Origin of the sequence: Propionicicella superfundia DSM 22317, from assembly GCF_000423465.1 — a bacterium.
Classification (GTDB): domain Bacteria; phylum Actinomycetota; class Actinomycetes; order Propionibacteriales; family Propionibacteriaceae; genus Propionicicella; species Propionicicella superfundia.
In genome coordinates, this window is record NZ_AUIA01000012.1 from 59,273 (window position 1) to 75,461 (window position 16,189).

Genomic DNA, 16,189 nt, shown 5'->3' on the forward strand with positions numbered 1-16,189 from the left:
CACGCTCACGGCGCAACGGACTCCGCATCGAAGTGCACGGCCAGCGCCGACTGGCCCCCGTTGTAGTCCTCGACTCCGCTCGCGTCGAGGTACGTCACGGTCAGGGAGACCGTCTCGTCGCTGCCCGGAGCGCCCGCGTAATAGGTGTCGCCCGCCGTCAAGGCGGCCGAATCCCGTTTCGCGAGCTCCCCGATCGACCCGGTGGCGTCGGCCAGGGTCGCGTCGGTGAACACGTAGGTCCCGCCCGACAGCCTCGCGGTGAACCGGAGGAACGCCGTGATGTTCGGCGCCGACCCGACGGAGCCGTCGCCGTTGCGGACCCTGATGGTCATCGTCACGTCGGCGTCGAACGAGGGCGAGTTGTTGAACACCGGGATCTCGGTGGTGACCGAATGCCCCGGCACGAGGCTCTCGGCGCCCTCGACGTCCCAGTCCACGCCGGCGGGGCCGTCGGCCTGGACGACGGTGTTGTCGGGCAGGACCACCGCGATGTCGAACCGGTCCTCCGATCCGATTCCCGACCCGCCCAGGTTCAGGTTGGCCATGTCGGTATAGGCGGCCGAGGAGACGGCCATGCTGGCCACGACCGCGACGGCCCCGATCAGGCTCAGCCCGGACAGGAGGCGCCCGCCGGCCCGCGTACGTGCGGAACGCTCTCGGTCCATCCTCATGAATCTCCTCACTGTGCCACCACGCTCAGGCTCGGACTGGTGATCTGGCGGTTGCTGTACTGCGATCCGATCGGCAGCCCGATCGCGCCCTGCGGGTTGTACCCGCGCCCCCAGAACGTGCCGTCGGACTTCTGCCAGATGTAGTACCCCTGTCCCGCGGCGTACTGCACGACGTTGGTGTCGATCTGCGTGGGGAGCTCGGGGAACTGGCCGTAGTCATCGCTGGCGCCGTAGCCCCACAGCGAACCGTCGTTCTTGCCCAGGGCGACGCCGGTGAACGAGAACTGCATCGAGGTGATGCCCGACAGGGTCGGGACGATCGCCGGCGAGATCGGCGCGCCGCGGCCCGTGCGGGACGCGTCGGTGCGGCTCCAACTGAGCACCTGTCCGTTGGACAGCAGCGCGCCGCCCATGTTGATGCCGCCGTCGATCGCCACGATGTAGGGATCGCCCGGTGCGACGTTCGCCTTCATCCACGAGTTCAGCGCCGTCAGCTTGGTCGCCGTCGCTCCCGCGTTGCCCGTGCCGTACGGGAGGCTGCTGCCCCCCGTGCCGCCCCAGTAGTAGACGTCGCCGTTCTCCAGGATCACGAAGAAGTTCGTGTAGGCGCCCTTGAGGTACACCGGCTTGTTGCCGGCGACCGTCGGGTCGGGCAGGCCCGTGAGCTGGCTCGCGCCCGCACCGCTGTTGCCGCCGTACCCGGTCGAGGAGCCCCAGTGCCAGACCGTGCCGTCGGCGCGGATGCCCGCCCCGGCGTACTCGGTCGAGCTGATCGTCATGATCTGGTCCAGGACGGCGCCCGTCCCGTCCCAGGCGCTTTCGATCCGCAGTTGCCGCGGAAGGCCGTCCGAACGGGTCGCATCGGTGCCGTTGCGGGCGTTGTATTGCCCCCAGCCCCACACGTGGCCGTCCTTGTCGAGCGCATTGGCGTCGTAGATCTGGCCGGTGACCTGTCGCACCGTGCCCTCGGCGATCGGGACCCGTTGCGGCGGCTTCTGCACGCCGGGATCGCTCGCCCCGCCGTTGATGTTGAGACTCGTCAGGCCCCACACATAGACGTTCCCGTCGTCGGAGAGACCCAGTCCCGTGTCGACCATGCGGGCGTTGCGGGAGAGGCCGACCTGGAACTCCGGCTCGGTGCTGACCTGGAGGGACGCGGTGCGTGCGTGCGTCGTGTCGACGTAGCCGGCGGCCGTCAGGGTGATCCCGCCGCCGGCCAGAGCGACCGCGCCCAGCGTCAGGGCGATGCCGGCGACGGTGGTACGGGACCACTTCCCGGTCCTCTTCATGACTCGGTTCCCTTCGCGCGCGAGCGGACGGTGAGGATGATGCCCGCCAGGATCAGCGCCGCCGCCAGCACGATCAGAGCCACGCCGACGTTGGCGCCGGTGAAGGCCAGGTGGCCGGGACCCTGGTGCGGCGCCTCGGACGGCGTGTCGACCGAGGTGACGAAGCGGAGCGTGAGCGATCCGGATACGCCCTGGTAGCGGTTGTCGGCTTCCGCGGGAAGCTCGACCGAGCCGCTCAGCGAGTACGTGGCGCCCGCAGGCAGTCTCGGGAGCTCGACCGCCGAATCGAGCAGGCCTCCGACCGGCGCCGCGTCGATCAGCACGCCGGACGCGTCCCTGACCGTGAGCTCGAGGGGGGTGGGACCGGTGAAGAGCACCTGCCCCCCGTCGCCGAGAACCTGAAGGCTCAGCGGCAGGTCCCCGTCGGTGAGGTTGCGCACCGACATCTCCCATTCGCGGGTCTCGCCGGGTGCGGGGACCGACAGCACGACGGTCGCGGGGGTCGAGTCGATCAGGTCGGTCGGCGCTCCCTGCGCGGCGACAGGTGCGAGCACCGTCAGCACGAGCGACGCGAGTCCGACGGACACGGTGCGTGCCCAGCTCCGGGGGCTCATCGGCTCTCTCCTTCCACCTGCAGGCCGACCTGCGTGGTCTTGCCGGCGTTGCCCAGAGCGGTGCCGGAGGCGAGGACCGCGGACACGCGAATCGTGTGCTCCTCGCCCGGCTCCACGTCTGTGATCGTGAGCCCGGCGGCGTTCACCTCGGTCGACGTCAGACCCGTCAGAGACGCCGTCGGGCTGCCGTCGAGGTAGATCGTGAAGCGCAGCGCGGCGAACACGTCGTCGGTCACCGGATCGGGATCGTAGAGCTGGATCGACAGGTCGCCGGCCACGCCGGGGTCACGATTGAGCACCGTGGCGTCGAACACGACGGGATCGGTCTCCGACAGCGCGGTCCCGGAGGTGAGCGACAGGACGACCGCCGTGGCCCGCGTGTCGGCGTCCTGCAGCACGTCGTCGTCGTCGTGGATCGCGATGTCGAACCTGTTCGGGTTGCCGACGCCGGAGCCCGGCGAGCCCGTGCCGAGGTTGACGACGGCATGGTCGGTGAACGCCGCGCTCGTGCTCGCGACGCCGAGGACGATCAGGGCCGAGGCCGCCAGGACGAGGCGCGTCACACCGCGGGGACGATGGGTCTTGTCGGTCATGCGCTGGTCCCCTCGAAGTGGAATTGCACATCGGTGCTGGCGAGCTGCCACCGGTTGTCCACCGAATCGGGCAGTTCGATCACGACGTCCAGCAGCAGGTGGTCGCCCGAACTCACCGGGTGCGACCACGTATAGCTGGTCAGGTCGGGGGCGGGAACCCGGTCGAAGAGCACCGTGCTGCCGTCGCGGACCGTGAAGAGAAGCTGGTCGTAGAGTTCGACGAAGTTCCCGGTCGCCGGGTCGGTCTCGGACCCACGTGGCTGGGGGTCGGAGATGGTCAGCGTCATGTGACTCGCCAGGCGGGGGCTCGCGTTCTTGGCGGCCACGCGCACGTCGAGCGAGCTGCCCGGGGCCATCACGATGTCCGTGTCGCCGTTGGCGAGCCTGATGCGGAAGGGCTCGACGTCGCCTTGCTCCCAGACGTCCTCGGCGGGTGTCCAGGTTCGCGTGCCCGCCTGGCCCGCGACCATGATGTCGAAGGTGTTCGACGATCCGTCCAGCACCACGTCGACGTCGCTGCGATCAGTGATCGCCGCGGCTGTCAGCAGCGCCCCGACGGCGATGATGCTCCCGGCGGCGGCCGTCAGTCGGCGCCAGCCTGTCCATGACCTGCTCATGGTCGCGTTCCCCTCTCTGCGGATTCGCGTCGCCTCTCATGAGGCGGTCCTGGGCGGGGGCCACCTGCCCAGGACCGCCTCGGGAGGAGGCTGGCTCAGGGAGCGACGGACGTCGCGTCGAAGTGCGCCTGAACGTAGGACACCTGGCCCTGCAGCGCGTTGTTCGCCGCTTCGCTGCCCTGGTCGGGCAGGGTGATCGCCACCGTGAGGACGCCACCGTCACCGGTGACCCAGGTGCCGAGGTCGTAGTTGACGACCGTGTCCTGGTCCACGTTCGTCACCAGCGGGGTGCCGTCGAGCTCGATCGTGTAGCGCAGCGCGGCCGCGATCTCCGCATCGGACGTGTAGCCCGGGCGGTCCTGCAGAGAGAAGGCGATGGCGGCGCTCAGCACGGGGCTCTCGTTGCGGAACGGGATGTCCACCGTGACCGTGTCCCCGGGGGTGATGAGGTCGGCGCCGGGCACCTTGATGTTGACGCCCTCCGTGGTGTTGGCCTCCTGCCACTCACCCGGGATCGGCGTGCCGTCGGCCGCAGTGTTGACGACCTGGATGTTGAACCTGTTGTTGCCGCCGATGCCGGAGTCGTCGGTCCCGTTGCCCAGGTTCAGGTTTGCGAAGTCGGTGAACGCGGCGGCGGTGGCCAGTGCTGCCACCGCCACGAGGGTGCCGACCGCAGCGAGCAGGCGATTCAGCCCCCGCTTCCGATTGCGCCGTTGGTTGATCATTGCTGCTCCCCTTTTATTTCTCGATGACGATAGGCGGGCCACGAGGGCTTGCCGTCACGCGAACGGATTCGGGAGCGAAGCGACCCGCAGGACGGTTGCAGGTGTCCAGGACATCGCTGCTCGGCCCTTTGTGAGGCTTCTGTTCGTTGGCTCCCGATCGGGTGTCATTGTCAAGCGCATCCCCCCGCACTCACCGTGCAGGCCCCCGAACATTGAGTGCAGCTCGGAGGACCATGAGTGCGTGGGCGGCGCTGTGAGGCGGTTGTGTGAGCGGAACCTCGATGGGCGTTGAGTGCCCTCTCCCCGTCGCCCATCGGCCTCCTTTTCCGGCGTGAACCACGAACGACGCTCAGAGCTGAACCGAGCGGAAATCGTCGCGTCCGGCCAGGCGGAGCTTCTTCAGCGAGCGGTGGACGTGGTTCTCGATGGTTCTCCGACTGACCCCCAGCAGGGTGGCGACCTCCTGGTTGCTGCGCCCCTCCGCCACGAGACGGACGATCTCCTTCTCACGGCCCGAGAGAACAGTCGTCCGGCGATGGTGTGTCAAGGTCGCCAGCCACTGAGAGAGGTCCTCGCCGACCAGGTCGGCCCGCTCGCGCTCACCGAGAGGTGCCTCTCCCCGCTTCCGGCGTTCGCCGTCCACGAAGTCCAGCACGGCTGCCGCCAGCGGGGGGGACACGCTCAGCGGCGCGTCACGCGCAGCGTCCGTCACCGCTGCGAGGTCGCCACCGGCCAGAGCCTCCTGGACCGCGACGATCCGCGCCATCAGCGGTGCCGGGCGAACGTCCGCCACGGCCCGGATCGCCTCGATCTGCCGCGGGCTCGGGATCGCCGAGAGCTGGCTCCAGACCACCAGCGCATTGTGCAGGCGGCCCTCACGGGCGAGCCGCTCACCCTCGCTCCAGATCAGATCGTCGGCCTCCTCGTCCCTGGCGTCGAGCCGTGACAGGTGCGCCCTCGCCATCTCGCGCGGGGCATCGACCGTCCTCAGATGGGTGACCGGGAGGCGCTCCAGCTCCTCGGCGAGGAGGCGGCTCGCCCCGGCGCTCTCGTCGTTCATCGTGTGCGCCGCCGCGAGGATCAGGAGGTGCTGGTAGAACCCGCTTCCGACCGGTCCCGCCGGTCCGAGACGAAGCACCGCGAAGACCAGCGAGCCGGCCGCTTCGTTCATGCCCATCGCGACCAGACTCTGCGCCAGGCCGACCGCATAGACCCGGATACCGGTCTGGTCGAGGTCGTCCAGAGCCTGCGCGAGGCGCTCCCGGCTCGCCGAGAAGGACTCGTGCACGCGCCCGAGGGCGAGCAGCACCTTGTGGTACACCCCGTCGAGGAAGGTGCACATGTCGCCGAGAACCCATTCGGGACGCAAGGCCGGATCCGACAGGCGCAGGGCCAGATCGAATCGTCCGGATTCGTGCAGCGCGGTCGCTTCGAGCACATAGCCCAGGGAGCGCGTCGGCTCCTCGGCCGCCGCCGACAGCGGAATGACGGAGGCCAGGTCGGCATCGCCCTGCGGCGTCGGCGCCGACGCGAGGACGGCGCGGACGATCGCGTTCACCCTCTCGATCGGCCCGTCGTCGTCCTGATTCTGGGCGGCGAAGTCCTCCCACTCGGGGGTGTCCTCACCGAGCCATTTGATCCAGCGCACCTGCAGCAGGCGGAATCTCTCCGTCAGGCCCGCGTCTCCGTGCTCCCGCGTCGAGGAGAAGACCTCGCGGGCCAGCTCTCTCGTCGGACGCTGCAGGAGGATCCCGAGATAGTCGACGGCGTCCTCGACGCTGCGCGAGCGCCGCCACCGGTCGCGCGCCTCGACCTCCTGGCGGTGCGAGACGTCCTGGACCATCGTCATGATCTCGAGCGCCCGCCTGCGGAACTCGCCGCGGTGCTCGGCGTCGGGCGACAGCAGCAGACCGAGCAGGTCGGGCGGTCCACCGATCCGGTCGCCGGCGGCGCCTGCACCGAGGTCCAGCCCTTCGGTGTCCGACTCGACCGCCCGGGAGCGCAGCGCAGCGGCGAGGGCGGGCGGGCTCACCGACATCACCGTGTGGGGAGGTCTGCCGTGTGCGATCACCCGATGTCTCCGCACCAGCCGCTCCAGGGCTTCGGGAGGGATCAGGTCGGACAGCTCCGACGGGCTGGCCGGCCCCATCACCGACAGCGCCACGAGCCCGCTCACGTCCGAGGCGGACAGCCGCGCGCAGAGCAGGTGGGCGACAGGATCCAACGGGATCGCCGAGACGTCTCCGGTCAGGCTCCACACGCCGTCCTCCAGCCGGATCACGTCGGCGACCCGACCGGCGTCGAGGACGGCTGCCGCGACCGAAGGAAGCCCGGCCGACTGCGCCAGGAGCGACGAGACCAGACGGGCCTCCACCGGCCCACCGAGTCTCTCCTCGACATGAGCCATCATCTCGGAGTACCCCATGGCAGGCACCCGGATCTCGGCCGGCCCACGGCTCGCCACCAGTCTGCCCAGATGCGGATCCCCATGACGCACCAGGTCGAGCGCCGTCGTGGCGACCAGCAGGGCGTGTCCACGCCGCAGTGTGCGGGACAACTGCTCGACGGCACCCGGGCTGAACTCGCTGAGGTCCTCGACGAGGACCACGGCGCGCCCGCCGGGGCGCGGCACATCGATGTCGCGTTCGGCTCGCCCCGGCCTCTGCGCGGCGCGAGGCGTCGCTCCGGCCGTCCCGTTGCCCATGTCGTCCAGGTCCAGTTGACGAGTCACGAACCCCTGGGCCTCTGCGACCCCCGCGACCTGACGCAGGAGGGCGGATCCTTGAAACCCGTCGTCGCACCGGATGAGGACGTCCCTGCCGGACTCCAGCCAGCGCACCGCGGTTATCGACGGGCTCAGCTCATCGCTCATGTCTGCGTGGGCCCTCCGTGCACCCGCCGTGCCTCGTCGGGCCGGCCATGGCGCCCCTTCCGCCGAGCGGCTCCGCATCGGTTCGGGGCAAGGTCGGCAAGTGCCGCTTGAGGGTCGGGGGACCCTTGCCGGGGGGCCAAGTGACCCTTGCCGACCTTCTGAGGTCCAGCCGCGTATCGCCAAGGTTGTCGTCCGCACGACCGATGGGAGGACACCGCCGCTGCTTCCAACCTGCGCATCGACACGCCAGGGAGAACCAGTAATAACGGTAGCCAGAGCCGGGATATCGGAGTACGACCCGTGAGCGAAGCGCGGCCTTTTGAGCGCGTTTCTGATCGATTCACCATCCGAAACCTCCCAATTGAGTATGCCCTCATATCACAGTGAGTAATCATACCGGTATCTTCCGAGTCGATCGAACCGCCACCCCCCTCACGAACGACTCTGCCGTGCCGCGTATCCGCGTGATCCCAACAATTCTGCGCATCTTCGACCAGTAGGTGAATTGACCAGGTGAATGACATGGTGAAGTGAGTAGTGAATTTCCGGAAGGTCTTTCCAAATATCCTCCCGGCTCAGTAGGCGCGCCGGTCTCCTCGACCAGGGCCGGCGCAGACCGCGAGCGATGCCGTGAACCGCGGTGGCGCGAACTCGCGCAGCTTGCCACAACCGGGATCACCGTGCCGACGGGGCTCGAGGCCCGCCGCTGGGACCACGCGCGTCACGCCGCTGCGGCCCTCAGAGAGCTCGCGCGAGCACGCCGGAGGGCAGGATCTCCTCAGCCCTGATCGCGCAGGTACTTCCCGAAATGCGGCACCGTGAAGGAGACCGCGCCCCGGGCGGCGGAGTAGACGAGTCCCTTCTTGATCAGGCTGTCGCGGGCCGGCGACAGGGACTGCGGCTTACGCCCCAGCCGCCCCGCCACGTCCGCCGACGCCACCGCCCCGAGGTCGTCGGCGGCGAGCTCCGCCATCGCCCGCAGATAGTCGCGCTCACCGGGCGTGGCCCGCTCGAAGCGGGATCCGAAGAAGCCCACGGCGAGGTCGGCCTCGGCCTCGGGCGCCCCGGAGCGGACGTCCTCGACCGTGATCGGGGATGCCGCCGCCAGATCCCAGACCACCTTTCCATAGGCCTGGATGAAGTACGGGTAGCCGCCCGTCAGCTCGTACATCGCGTCGAGCGCCTCCGGCTCGAACGCCGCATCCTCGTTCGCGGCGGGGACGCTCAGCGCGAGATCGGCGGCCGCCCGGTCGAGCCGGCCGATGCGCTGATACGAGAACAGCCGCTCGCTGTAGGACTTGCTCGCCGAGAGCACGGTCGGCACATGGGGCAGGCCGGCGCCCACCACGATCAGCGGCAGTCCCTGCTGCCCCAGTTCGTGACACGCCGCGCACACCGCCGACACGTCGCCGGGCCCCAGATCCTGCATCTCGTCGAGGAACAGCGCCACCCCCGTGCCATGGTCGGCCGCGAGGCCGGCCACGTCGGTGAACAGCTCCACGAGATCGATCTCGATGTCCCCCGAATCGGCACGGCCCGTTACCAGCGGCGCGCTGATACCGGCCTGCCACCGCTCCGACGGCTTCGCGCCGGGCCGCGCCTGTCTCTCGACGAACGCCTTGACGGTGCCGAGCACGGCCTGCGCATCGGCGTGGCCGAGCTCGCGGATCGCCATGTGGATCGCTGCGCCGAGCGGACGGCGCAGGTCCGCTCCCGGACGCGCCTCCAGCTTGCCCGTGCCCCACCCCGCCTGCACGGCCGAATAGCGCAACCGGTTCAGCAGCACCGTCTTGCCCACGCCACGGAGCCCCGTGAGGACCAGCGACCGCTCGGGTCGTCCCTGGGCCACCCGCTTCAGGACGACATCGAACGCGCGCAGCGTGTCGTCGCGACCCGCCAGTTCCGGCGGACGGGCGCCGGCGCCCGGGGCGTACGGGTTGCGGATCGGATCCATGCGAGCAATCTATGCGGCTGTCTAGCCGATTCGGCATACATCGGCAGCGAGTCGCAGCGACGCCGTCACCAGGGCGAGGTCAGCGACCGAGCAGCTTCGAGAAGTCCACGACGTCCTCGAACTCGTCGGTGGGCACCCGCCGCGGCAGGCGGTCGAGGAGGTCCAACAGCTCACCGGCCGCCCGGCCGATGCGCCCGGACAGACCGGTGCTGGTGCTCCCCCAGTCGGCGGTGGCGGCGAAGACCCCCGTCGGAACCGCGATCGCCTTGAGGTAGCGGAACAGGGGCGCCATCGCCTGGTCGACGACGAGCGAATGCCGCGGGGTACCGCCCGTCGCCGCGAGCAGGACGGGCTTGCCGGCCAGCGTGTCCTCGTCGAGCGCATCGAAGAACAGCTTGAACAGGCCGGAGTACGACGCATTGAACACCGGCGTCACGACGACGGCCCCGTCGGCGGCGGTCATATCGTCCAGCACACCCCGGAGGGCGGCCGACGGGACGCGCGTGAGGAGGTAGTTCGTCAGATCGGTCGCGTGCTCCCGCAACAGCACGCTGGACAGCGTCAGATCCGGCCGGCGCTCGGTGAGTGCTGCGGCGAGCCGCTCCCCGAGAAGCTGGCTGGACGACGGGACGCTCAGCCCGGCGGTCACGACGACGATGCGGGTCGATTCGGACATCGCCGACAGTGTACTCAGCGCACGCCGCCGGACGAGGCACCTGTGCGTGGCCGCATCACGGAGCGGCTGTCAGCCCTGGACGATACCCTCGGAGGACGAAAGGAGTGTCGTCATGCGTCGTCGCCCCGCCACCGTGTTCGCCCTTGTCCTGGCGTTGCTGCTCGCCGTCTCGGGCTGCACGTCGATCGGCCTCGGGCCGCGACCGGACGTCCCGACCGCCGAAGCGGGCACGCTCGCGTCGGCGCTCGGAGCCGGCAAGCTCGACGGCGTCACGCTCGTGGACTCCGCCGGAGCCCAGGACGATCTCACCGCCGCCCTCGGCACGATGGGCGCGCTGCCGAAGGTCACCGTGGGCACCATCACGGTCTCCGACGACAGCTCCGGGTACATCGCGACCGCCGACCTGACGGTCGCCTGGACCTTGCCCGGCGGCGACTGGTCGTATCAGACCCAGGCGGTGCTGGAGCACGACTCGGAGTGGAAGGTGCGGTGGACGCCGGCGATCCTCCACCCGCAGCTCACCGCGCAGACCCGCCTGGTCCGCACACAGGCGCTCGGCGACCGGGGCTCGATCACCGACCGGAACGGCACGGTCATCGCCGGGCTGACCGACGGATACAGGATCGGGCTCGACAAGACGTACATCGGCTCCGGCCAATGGGAGTCGTCGGCCCGGGCTCTCGCCAAGGTGCTGGACATCAACGCCGACAACTACGTCAAGAAGGTGAAGGCCTACGGCGCGAAGGCCTGGGTGCCGGCCGCGACCGTCGCGGGCTACAGCGCCCCCGCGGCCATGTACGACGTGCCGGGGGCCACGGCCCAGAAGACCCGCGTGTACGCGGCGGCGCCCGGGCGCGCGAGCACCTTCGCCCAGCCCGTGGTGGGCGTCACCGGTGAAGCGTCCGCGGAGGTCGTGAAGGAGTCGAACGGTGAGGTGCTGGCCGGGGACATCGTCGGTGTGAGCGGGCTTCAACTGCTCTACGACAAGCAGCTCCGCGGCACGGCCGGGGTCAAGATCTCGATCGCGGCGCGGCCGGCGGCCACCGCCTCCGCGTCGCCGTCCGGCTCCGCCACGGCCACGGGACAGGCTTCGGCGACCCCCTCCTCGGCCACGTCCTCGGCCGGTGCCGCCGCGTCCGAGATTCCCGACGTCGTCGTCCTCGAACGCAAAGCGGTCGCCGGGACGACCCTGAAGCTCACCCTCGACACGAAGGCCCAGGAGCTGGCCGAGACGGTGCTCGCGTCGTCCGCGCAGGCAGCACTGGTCGCCGTGAACCCGAGCACCGGCGAGATCCTCGCGGCCGCGACCACGGCCGATTCCGAGCTGTCCATCGCGACGCAGGGGCGCTACCCGGCCGGCTCGACGTTCAAGGTGATCACCTCGCTGGCGCTGCTGCGCAAGGGCCTCACCGAACAGTCCACCGTCACCTGCAACTCGACGACCACCGTCGACGGCCGGACGATCAAGAACTACTCCGACTACCCCTCCAGCAAGCTGGGCTCGATCACGCTGCGGACGGCCTTCGCCGAATCGTGCAACACGGCGTTCGTGTCCAACTACGGCACGCTCGACGCCGCGTCACTCGCCGACGCCGCCGGCAGCCTGGGCGTCGGGATCGACTACGAGCCCGGGTTCTACTCGTTCTGGGGCTCCGTCCCGAGCCCGAGCGACCCGGTCGCCCGCGCCGAGGCGATGATCGGCCAGGGCGAGGTTCTCGTCTCACCGTTGTCCATGGCCGCGGTCGCGTCCTCGGTCGCGGCGGGAAAGACCGTCGTTCCCTCGCTCATCCCGGGGACGTCGGTGACGCCGACCGGCACCGCCCTCTCCGGGGCCGAGGCGAAGACGCTGCAGTCGCTCATGTCGGCCGTGGTCGACGAGGGGTCGGGATCGAGCCTCAAGGGCATCGTCACCGGCGCGAAGAGCGGCACGGCGCAATACGGCAGCGGCTCCGATCTGAAGACCCATGCGTGGATGATCGGGTACAAGGGGACATCGCTGGCCGTGTCGGCCTTCGTCTACGACGGCACCTCCGGCACGCGGACCGCGGGCCCGCTGCTGTCGGCCTTCGTGAAGGGGATGAGCTAGCGACCTCCGGGTCGGTCGCGTCCGCGAGAGCCCGGGCCTGCGACCGCGCGGACGGCTGCGTTCTGCACGCCGGGGGCGTCAGATGTTCGGGTCGTAGGACGGCAGGGCGGGGGCGCGGAAGCCGGCCTTCGCGAGGGCGGTGACGGACGCTTCGCGCAGCGCCCGCGCCGGAGCCCACTGCTGGTTGGGGGCGGTCCTCACACTCATCCGCAGCGTGATCTGCCCGGCCGAGATCGATTCGACGCCCAGGACCGACGGCGGGTTGAGGAGGACGTCGGTCCACTCGGGGTCGGCGGCGAAACTCTCGGCGACCCCCGCGAGGACGTCGATCGCCTTCTGGGTGTCCTGGCCGGTGGCCAGCGGGATGTCCACATTCGTGGTCGACCAGCCCTGGGACACGTTTCCGACGCGGAGGATCTCGCCGTTGCGGATGTACCACACCATGCCGTCGGCGTCCCGCAGTCGCGTCACGCGCAGGGTGACCTCCTCCACCGTCCCCGTCACGTCGCCGACGTCGATGAGATCGCCCACCCCGTACTGGTCCTCCATGATCATGAACACTCCGGAGAGGAAGTCCTTGACGAGGCTCTGAGCCCCGAAGGCGAGGGCGATGCCGCCCACGCCGGCCGACGCGAGCAGCGGGGTGAGCGGAATGCCGAGGGCGGACAGGATCATCAGGATCGCGATGATCCACACCACGAACGCGACGATGCTGCGCAGCAGCGATCCGATCGTGGCCGTCCTCTGCTCCACCCGTACCTGGGCGGACGTCGCGCCGCCGGCGTCCTTCTCGGCGCGGGCGCGGGCCTTGCGGACCATCTGGTTCGTCATCATCGAGATCGCCTTGCGCAGCAGGAGGTGCGAGGCGACCGCGAAGACCAGGATGATCGCGATGACGATGAGGGTGTCCGGGAAGACCCAGGTGAGCAGGGGGATCATGCGATCCATTGTGCCGGGCCGGGCCTGGGACCGCGCTGTGAGCGGGCGACGCGCGTCACTGCCGCCGAGCGCTCTCCTTCTGCCGGTTTCGGGCGGGTTTCCGCGAGTTCGGGAGCGTTCGCCGGGTGCGCGGGTCCGCCGAGCGCTCTCCTTCTGCCGGTTTCGGGCAGGTTTCCGCGAGTTCGGGAGCGTTCGGCGGGTTTGCGGCGCCGGTCACTGCCCCCCGGAGAGCTCCGGGGCCACGTCGCGCGCCGACCTCGTCGCCCCGATGCTCGCCACGACGACGCAGGCCATGGCGATCCACTCCACCGGCGACAGCCATTCGTGCAGCACGAGCAGCGCGGCGAGCGCAGCCGCGGCCGGCTCAAGACTCATGAGGATGCCGAACAGGTTGGGCTTGATGGACCGCAACGCCACCATCTCCAGTCCGTACGGCACCACCGACGACAGGACGCTCACGGCGAGCCCGATGGCGAGGACCTCCGGCGCGAACACGCCCGACCCCCCGGCGAGCACCGCCGGGACGACCATCACCACCGCGCCCAGGCTCGTCGCGACCGTGACCCCGCTGACGCCCTCCCACTGCCGGCCCGTCGCCTTGCCGAACAGGATGTACCCCGCCCAGCACGCCCCCGCCAGCAGCGCGAAGCCGATCCCGATCCAGTCGGGGTCGACGGGGACGAACCCGAGCAGCGCCACGCCCAGCGCGGCCAGCACGGCCCACAGCAGGTCGCGCACCCGCCGCGAGCCCGCGATCACGACGACGAGCGGTCCGAGGAACTCCAGCGTGACCGCCAACCCGATCGGGATGCGCGCGAAGCTCTGGTAGATCGCCCAGTTCATCCCCACGAGGCAGGCGCCGTACCCCAGCACCGCCGCCCAGTCGCGGCCTGCCCGGCCACGCAGCCGGGGGCGCGCCACCACCCACAGGATGAGCGACGCGAACACCAGCCGCAGCCACACCACCGCCGTCGGGGGGACGATCGCGAACAGCCCCTTGGCGAACGCGGCGCCGAACTGCACCGAGGCGATCGAGACGACGATGAGCCAGACCGCCGGGACGCGGGCGAGGAGGGCCCTGGCCCCGCCGGCGCCGCGGCTCACTCTTCGCCGAAACCGGTGACGAACGCTCCCAGTTCCTGCGCCTCCCCCGTGACCCGGCGGTGCTCGGGGTAGAGCGCCTGATAACGCTGCCCGTTGGCGAACGCCGCCTCGATCTCCGTCTCGGTGAGCTCGCGCTTCACCTTCGCCGGGGCACCCAGCACCAAGGACCGCGGCGGGACGACCATCCCCTGCGGGATCAGCGCTCCGGCGCCGACCAGGCACTGTTCGCCGATCACGGCGCCGTTCATGATGACCGCGCCCATGCCGATCAGGGTGTTCGCGCCGATCGTGCACCCGTGGATGACGGCTCGGTGGCCGACCGTGACGTTCTCGCCGAGGGTGGTCGGAAACGCCGGGTCGGCGTGCACGACGGTTCCGTCCTGCAGGTTCGAGCCGGCTCCGATCGTGATCTTCTCGCGGTCACCGCGCACCACGGTCTGGTACCACACGCTCACCCGGTCACCGACGTCGACCCAGCCGATGACATCGGCCGTGGGGGCGATCCACGCTCCGGGATGGACCCTCGGCGTCCGCCCCTCATCGAGTGCCAGCAGCATCGTCGTCCCCCCTCGCCGACTCGGGTTGTCCCGCCCACCATTCCAGCAGTGCCGCGCGCGCGGCGTCCACTCCGAGCGGACCGTCCTCGATCCGCCGCTCCAGCAGGAAGGCGTAGGCGCGCCCCACCACAGGACCCGGGGAGATCCCGAGCGCGGCCATGATCTCGTCGCCGTCGAGGTCGGGACGCAAGGCGTCGAGCTCCTCCTGCGCGGCGAGCTGGTCGATCCGCACCTCGAGCTCCTCGTAGGCGCGGGCCAGGCGCTGCGCCTTCCTCACATTCCGCGTCGTGCAATCGGCGCGCGTCAGGATGTGCAACCGCTCGAGCTGGTCGCCGGCGTCACGCACGTAGCGGCGCACGGCCGCGTCCGTCCACTCCTGCTCGCCGTAGCCGTGGAAGCGCAGGTGCAGCTCGATGAGCTTCGTCACCGCCTTGACCTGGTCGGTCGGGAACCGCAGCGCCTGGAGCCGCTTCCGGGCCAGCTTCGCACCCACGATCTCGTGGTGATGGAACGACACCTTCCCGCCGCCCTCGAACCGGCGGGTCGCCGGCTTGCCGATGTCGTGCAGCAGCGCCGCCAGCCGGTTGACGATGTCGGGCGACGATGGCAGCCGCCATTCCAGCGCGATCGCCTGATCCAGCACCGTGAGCGAATGCTCGTACACGTCCTTGTGCCGGTGGTGCTCGTCGCGCTGCAGCTTCATCGCCGGAAGCTCGGGCAGGACATGATCGGACAGCCCGGTGCGGACCAGGGCGTTGAGCCCGGCGCGGGGACGATCCGCGCTCAGCAGCTTCACGAGCTCGTCGCGGACGCGCTCGGCGCTCACGATGGAGATCCGGTCGGCCATGCTGCGCATCGCGTCCTCGGCGTCCGCATCGAGCTCGAACCCGAGCTGCGCCACGAATCGCGCGCCCCGCATCATCCGCAGCGGGTCGTCGCTGAAGGACAGCTCGGCGGACCCGGGCGTGCGGATGGTGTGCTGAGCGAGGTCGGTGAGGCCGCCGAACGGATCGTGGAAGGTCCGGTCGACGAGGTGGACCGCCATCGCGTTCATCGCGAAATCGCGCCGGGCGAGGTCGTCGCGCAGATTGTCCCCGAAGGCGACCGTGGGCTTGCGCGTCTCGGGGTGGTAGCTGTCGGCCCGGTACGTGGTCACCTCGACCGTCCACTCCTGACCGCCGGCCGACACCTGCGCGCCGATCGTGCCGAACTCGCGCCCCATGTCCCACGTGGCCGGCGTGAGCGTCCGCAGACACCGCTCGATGTCATCGGGACGCGCGTCGGTGGCGAAGTCCAGGTCGGAGCCGAGGCGCCCGAGGAGCGCGTCGCGCACCGAACCGCCGACGAGGTACAGATCGTGCTTCGCGCCGGCGAACGCGGTCGCCAGTCGCGGCAGCACCGGGTTCGACGTCACCAGCTCACGCAGCGCGTCGGCATGTTCTCGGGTCAGGCCTGGCACGACGCGCAACTCTACCCCGGCATCCGCGCCCGG

The 16,189-nt window shown here is 70.1% G+C and carries 14 protein-coding genes; 1 reads left to right on the forward strand and 13 read right to left on the reverse strand.

What is annotated here, in order from left to right:
• Nucleotides 1-5: 5 nt before the first annotated feature.
• The 9 genes from G555_RS0101195 to G555_RS0101235 all read right to left on the reverse strand — a co-directional run bounded on the left by G555_RS0101195 (nucleotide 6) and on the right by G555_RS0101235 (nucleotide 10,011).
• Nucleotides 6-671, reverse strand: coding sequence for a hypothetical protein (locus tag G555_RS0101195; protein WP_156887365.1), 666 nt, complete (start codon nucleotides 669-671; stop codon nucleotides 6-8).
• Between the two features lie 8 nt (nucleotides 672-679).
• Nucleotides 680-1,960 carry an RCC1 domain-containing protein gene (locus G555_RS0101200; protein ID WP_028707466.1) on the reverse strand — a complete coding sequence of 427 codons (1,281 nt, stop codon included), beginning with the start codon at nucleotides 1,958-1,960 and terminating at the stop codon, nucleotides 680-682.
• Nucleotides 1,957-2,574: a hypothetical protein gene (locus G555_RS0101205; RefSeq protein WP_028707467.1), complete on the reverse strand. Its 618-nt coding sequence runs from the start codon at nucleotides 2,572-2,574 to the stop codon at nucleotides 1,957-1,959. The genes G555_RS0101200 and G555_RS0101205 overlap by 4 nt, the downstream gene beginning before the upstream one ends.
• The gene (locus G555_RS0101210) at nucleotides 2,571-3,167 is read right to left on the reverse strand and encodes a hypothetical protein (protein ID WP_028707468.1); all 597 of its coding nucleotides are present in this window, start codon (nucleotides 3,165-3,167) and stop codon (nucleotides 2,571-2,573) included. The genes G555_RS0101205 and G555_RS0101210 overlap by 4 nt, the downstream gene beginning before the upstream one ends.
• Nucleotides 3,164-3,784, reverse strand: a complete 621-nt coding sequence (locus G555_RS0101215) for a hypothetical protein (protein WP_028707469.1) — start codon at nucleotides 3,782-3,784, stop codon at nucleotides 3,164-3,166. Before G555_RS0101215 ends, G555_RS0101210 begins: the two co-directional genes overlap by 4 nt.
• 95 nt (nucleotides 3,785-3,879) lie before the next feature.
• The gene (locus G555_RS0101220; RefSeq protein ID WP_028707470.1) at nucleotides 3,880-4,509 is read right to left on the reverse strand and encodes a hypothetical protein; all 630 of its coding nucleotides are present in this window, start codon (nucleotides 4,507-4,509) and stop codon (nucleotides 3,880-3,882) included.
• 349 nt (nucleotides 4,510-4,858) lie between these two features.
• Nucleotides 4,859-7,381, reverse strand: coding sequence for a helix-turn-helix transcriptional regulator (locus G555_RS22965; protein WP_028707471.1), 2,523 nt, complete (start codon nucleotides 7,379-7,381; stop codon nucleotides 4,859-4,861).
• Nucleotides 7,382-8,159: 778 nt separating this feature from the next.
• Entirely contained in the window at nucleotides 8,160-9,335 is a 1,176-nt protein-coding gene (locus G555_RS0101230; protein WP_028707472.1) for an ATP-binding protein, read from the reverse strand.
• A gap of 79 nt (nucleotides 9,336-9,414) precedes the next feature.
• Nucleotides 9,415-10,011, reverse strand: a complete 597-nt coding sequence (locus tag G555_RS0101235) for a CE1759 family FMN reductase (RefSeq protein WP_028707473.1) — start codon at nucleotides 10,009-10,011, stop codon at nucleotides 9,415-9,417.
• A 112-nt stretch (nucleotides 10,012-10,123) separates the two neighbouring features.
• Between G555_RS0101235 and G555_RS17120 the strand changes: the two genes are divergently transcribed.
• Nucleotides 10,124-12,097, forward strand: a complete 1,974-nt coding sequence (locus tag G555_RS17120; protein ID WP_051208154.1) for a penicillin-binding transpeptidase domain-containing protein — start codon at nucleotides 10,124-10,126, stop codon at nucleotides 12,095-12,097.
• A gap of 78 nt (nucleotides 12,098-12,175) precedes the next feature.
• Here the strand turns inward: G555_RS17120 and G555_RS17125 are convergent, their stop codons facing one another.
• From G555_RS17125 to G555_RS17135, 4 genes are all read right to left on the reverse strand, one after another.
• Nucleotides 12,176-13,036 carry a mechanosensitive ion channel family protein gene (locus tag G555_RS17125; RefSeq protein WP_211223125.1) on the reverse strand — a complete coding sequence of 287 codons (861 nt, stop codon included), beginning with the start codon at nucleotides 13,034-13,036 and terminating at the stop codon, nucleotides 12,176-12,178.
• Nucleotides 13,037-13,249: 213 nt separating this feature from the next.
• Nucleotides 13,250-14,140, reverse strand: coding sequence for an EamA family transporter (locus G555_RS0101250; protein WP_028707474.1), 891 nt, complete (start codon nucleotides 14,138-14,140; stop codon nucleotides 13,250-13,252).
• Nucleotides 14,137-14,697: a gamma carbonic anhydrase family protein gene (locus G555_RS17130; protein ID WP_051208156.1), complete on the reverse strand. Its 561-nt coding sequence runs from the start codon at nucleotides 14,695-14,697 to the stop codon at nucleotides 14,137-14,139. The genes G555_RS0101250 and G555_RS17130 overlap by 4 nt, the downstream gene beginning before the upstream one ends.
• Nucleotides 14,678-16,156, reverse strand: a complete 1,479-nt coding sequence (locus G555_RS17135) for a CCA tRNA nucleotidyltransferase (RefSeq protein ID WP_051208191.1) — start codon at nucleotides 16,154-16,156, stop codon at nucleotides 14,678-14,680. The genes G555_RS17130 and G555_RS17135 overlap by 20 nt, the downstream gene beginning before the upstream one ends.
• Nucleotides 16,157-16,189 lie beyond the last annotated feature (33 nt).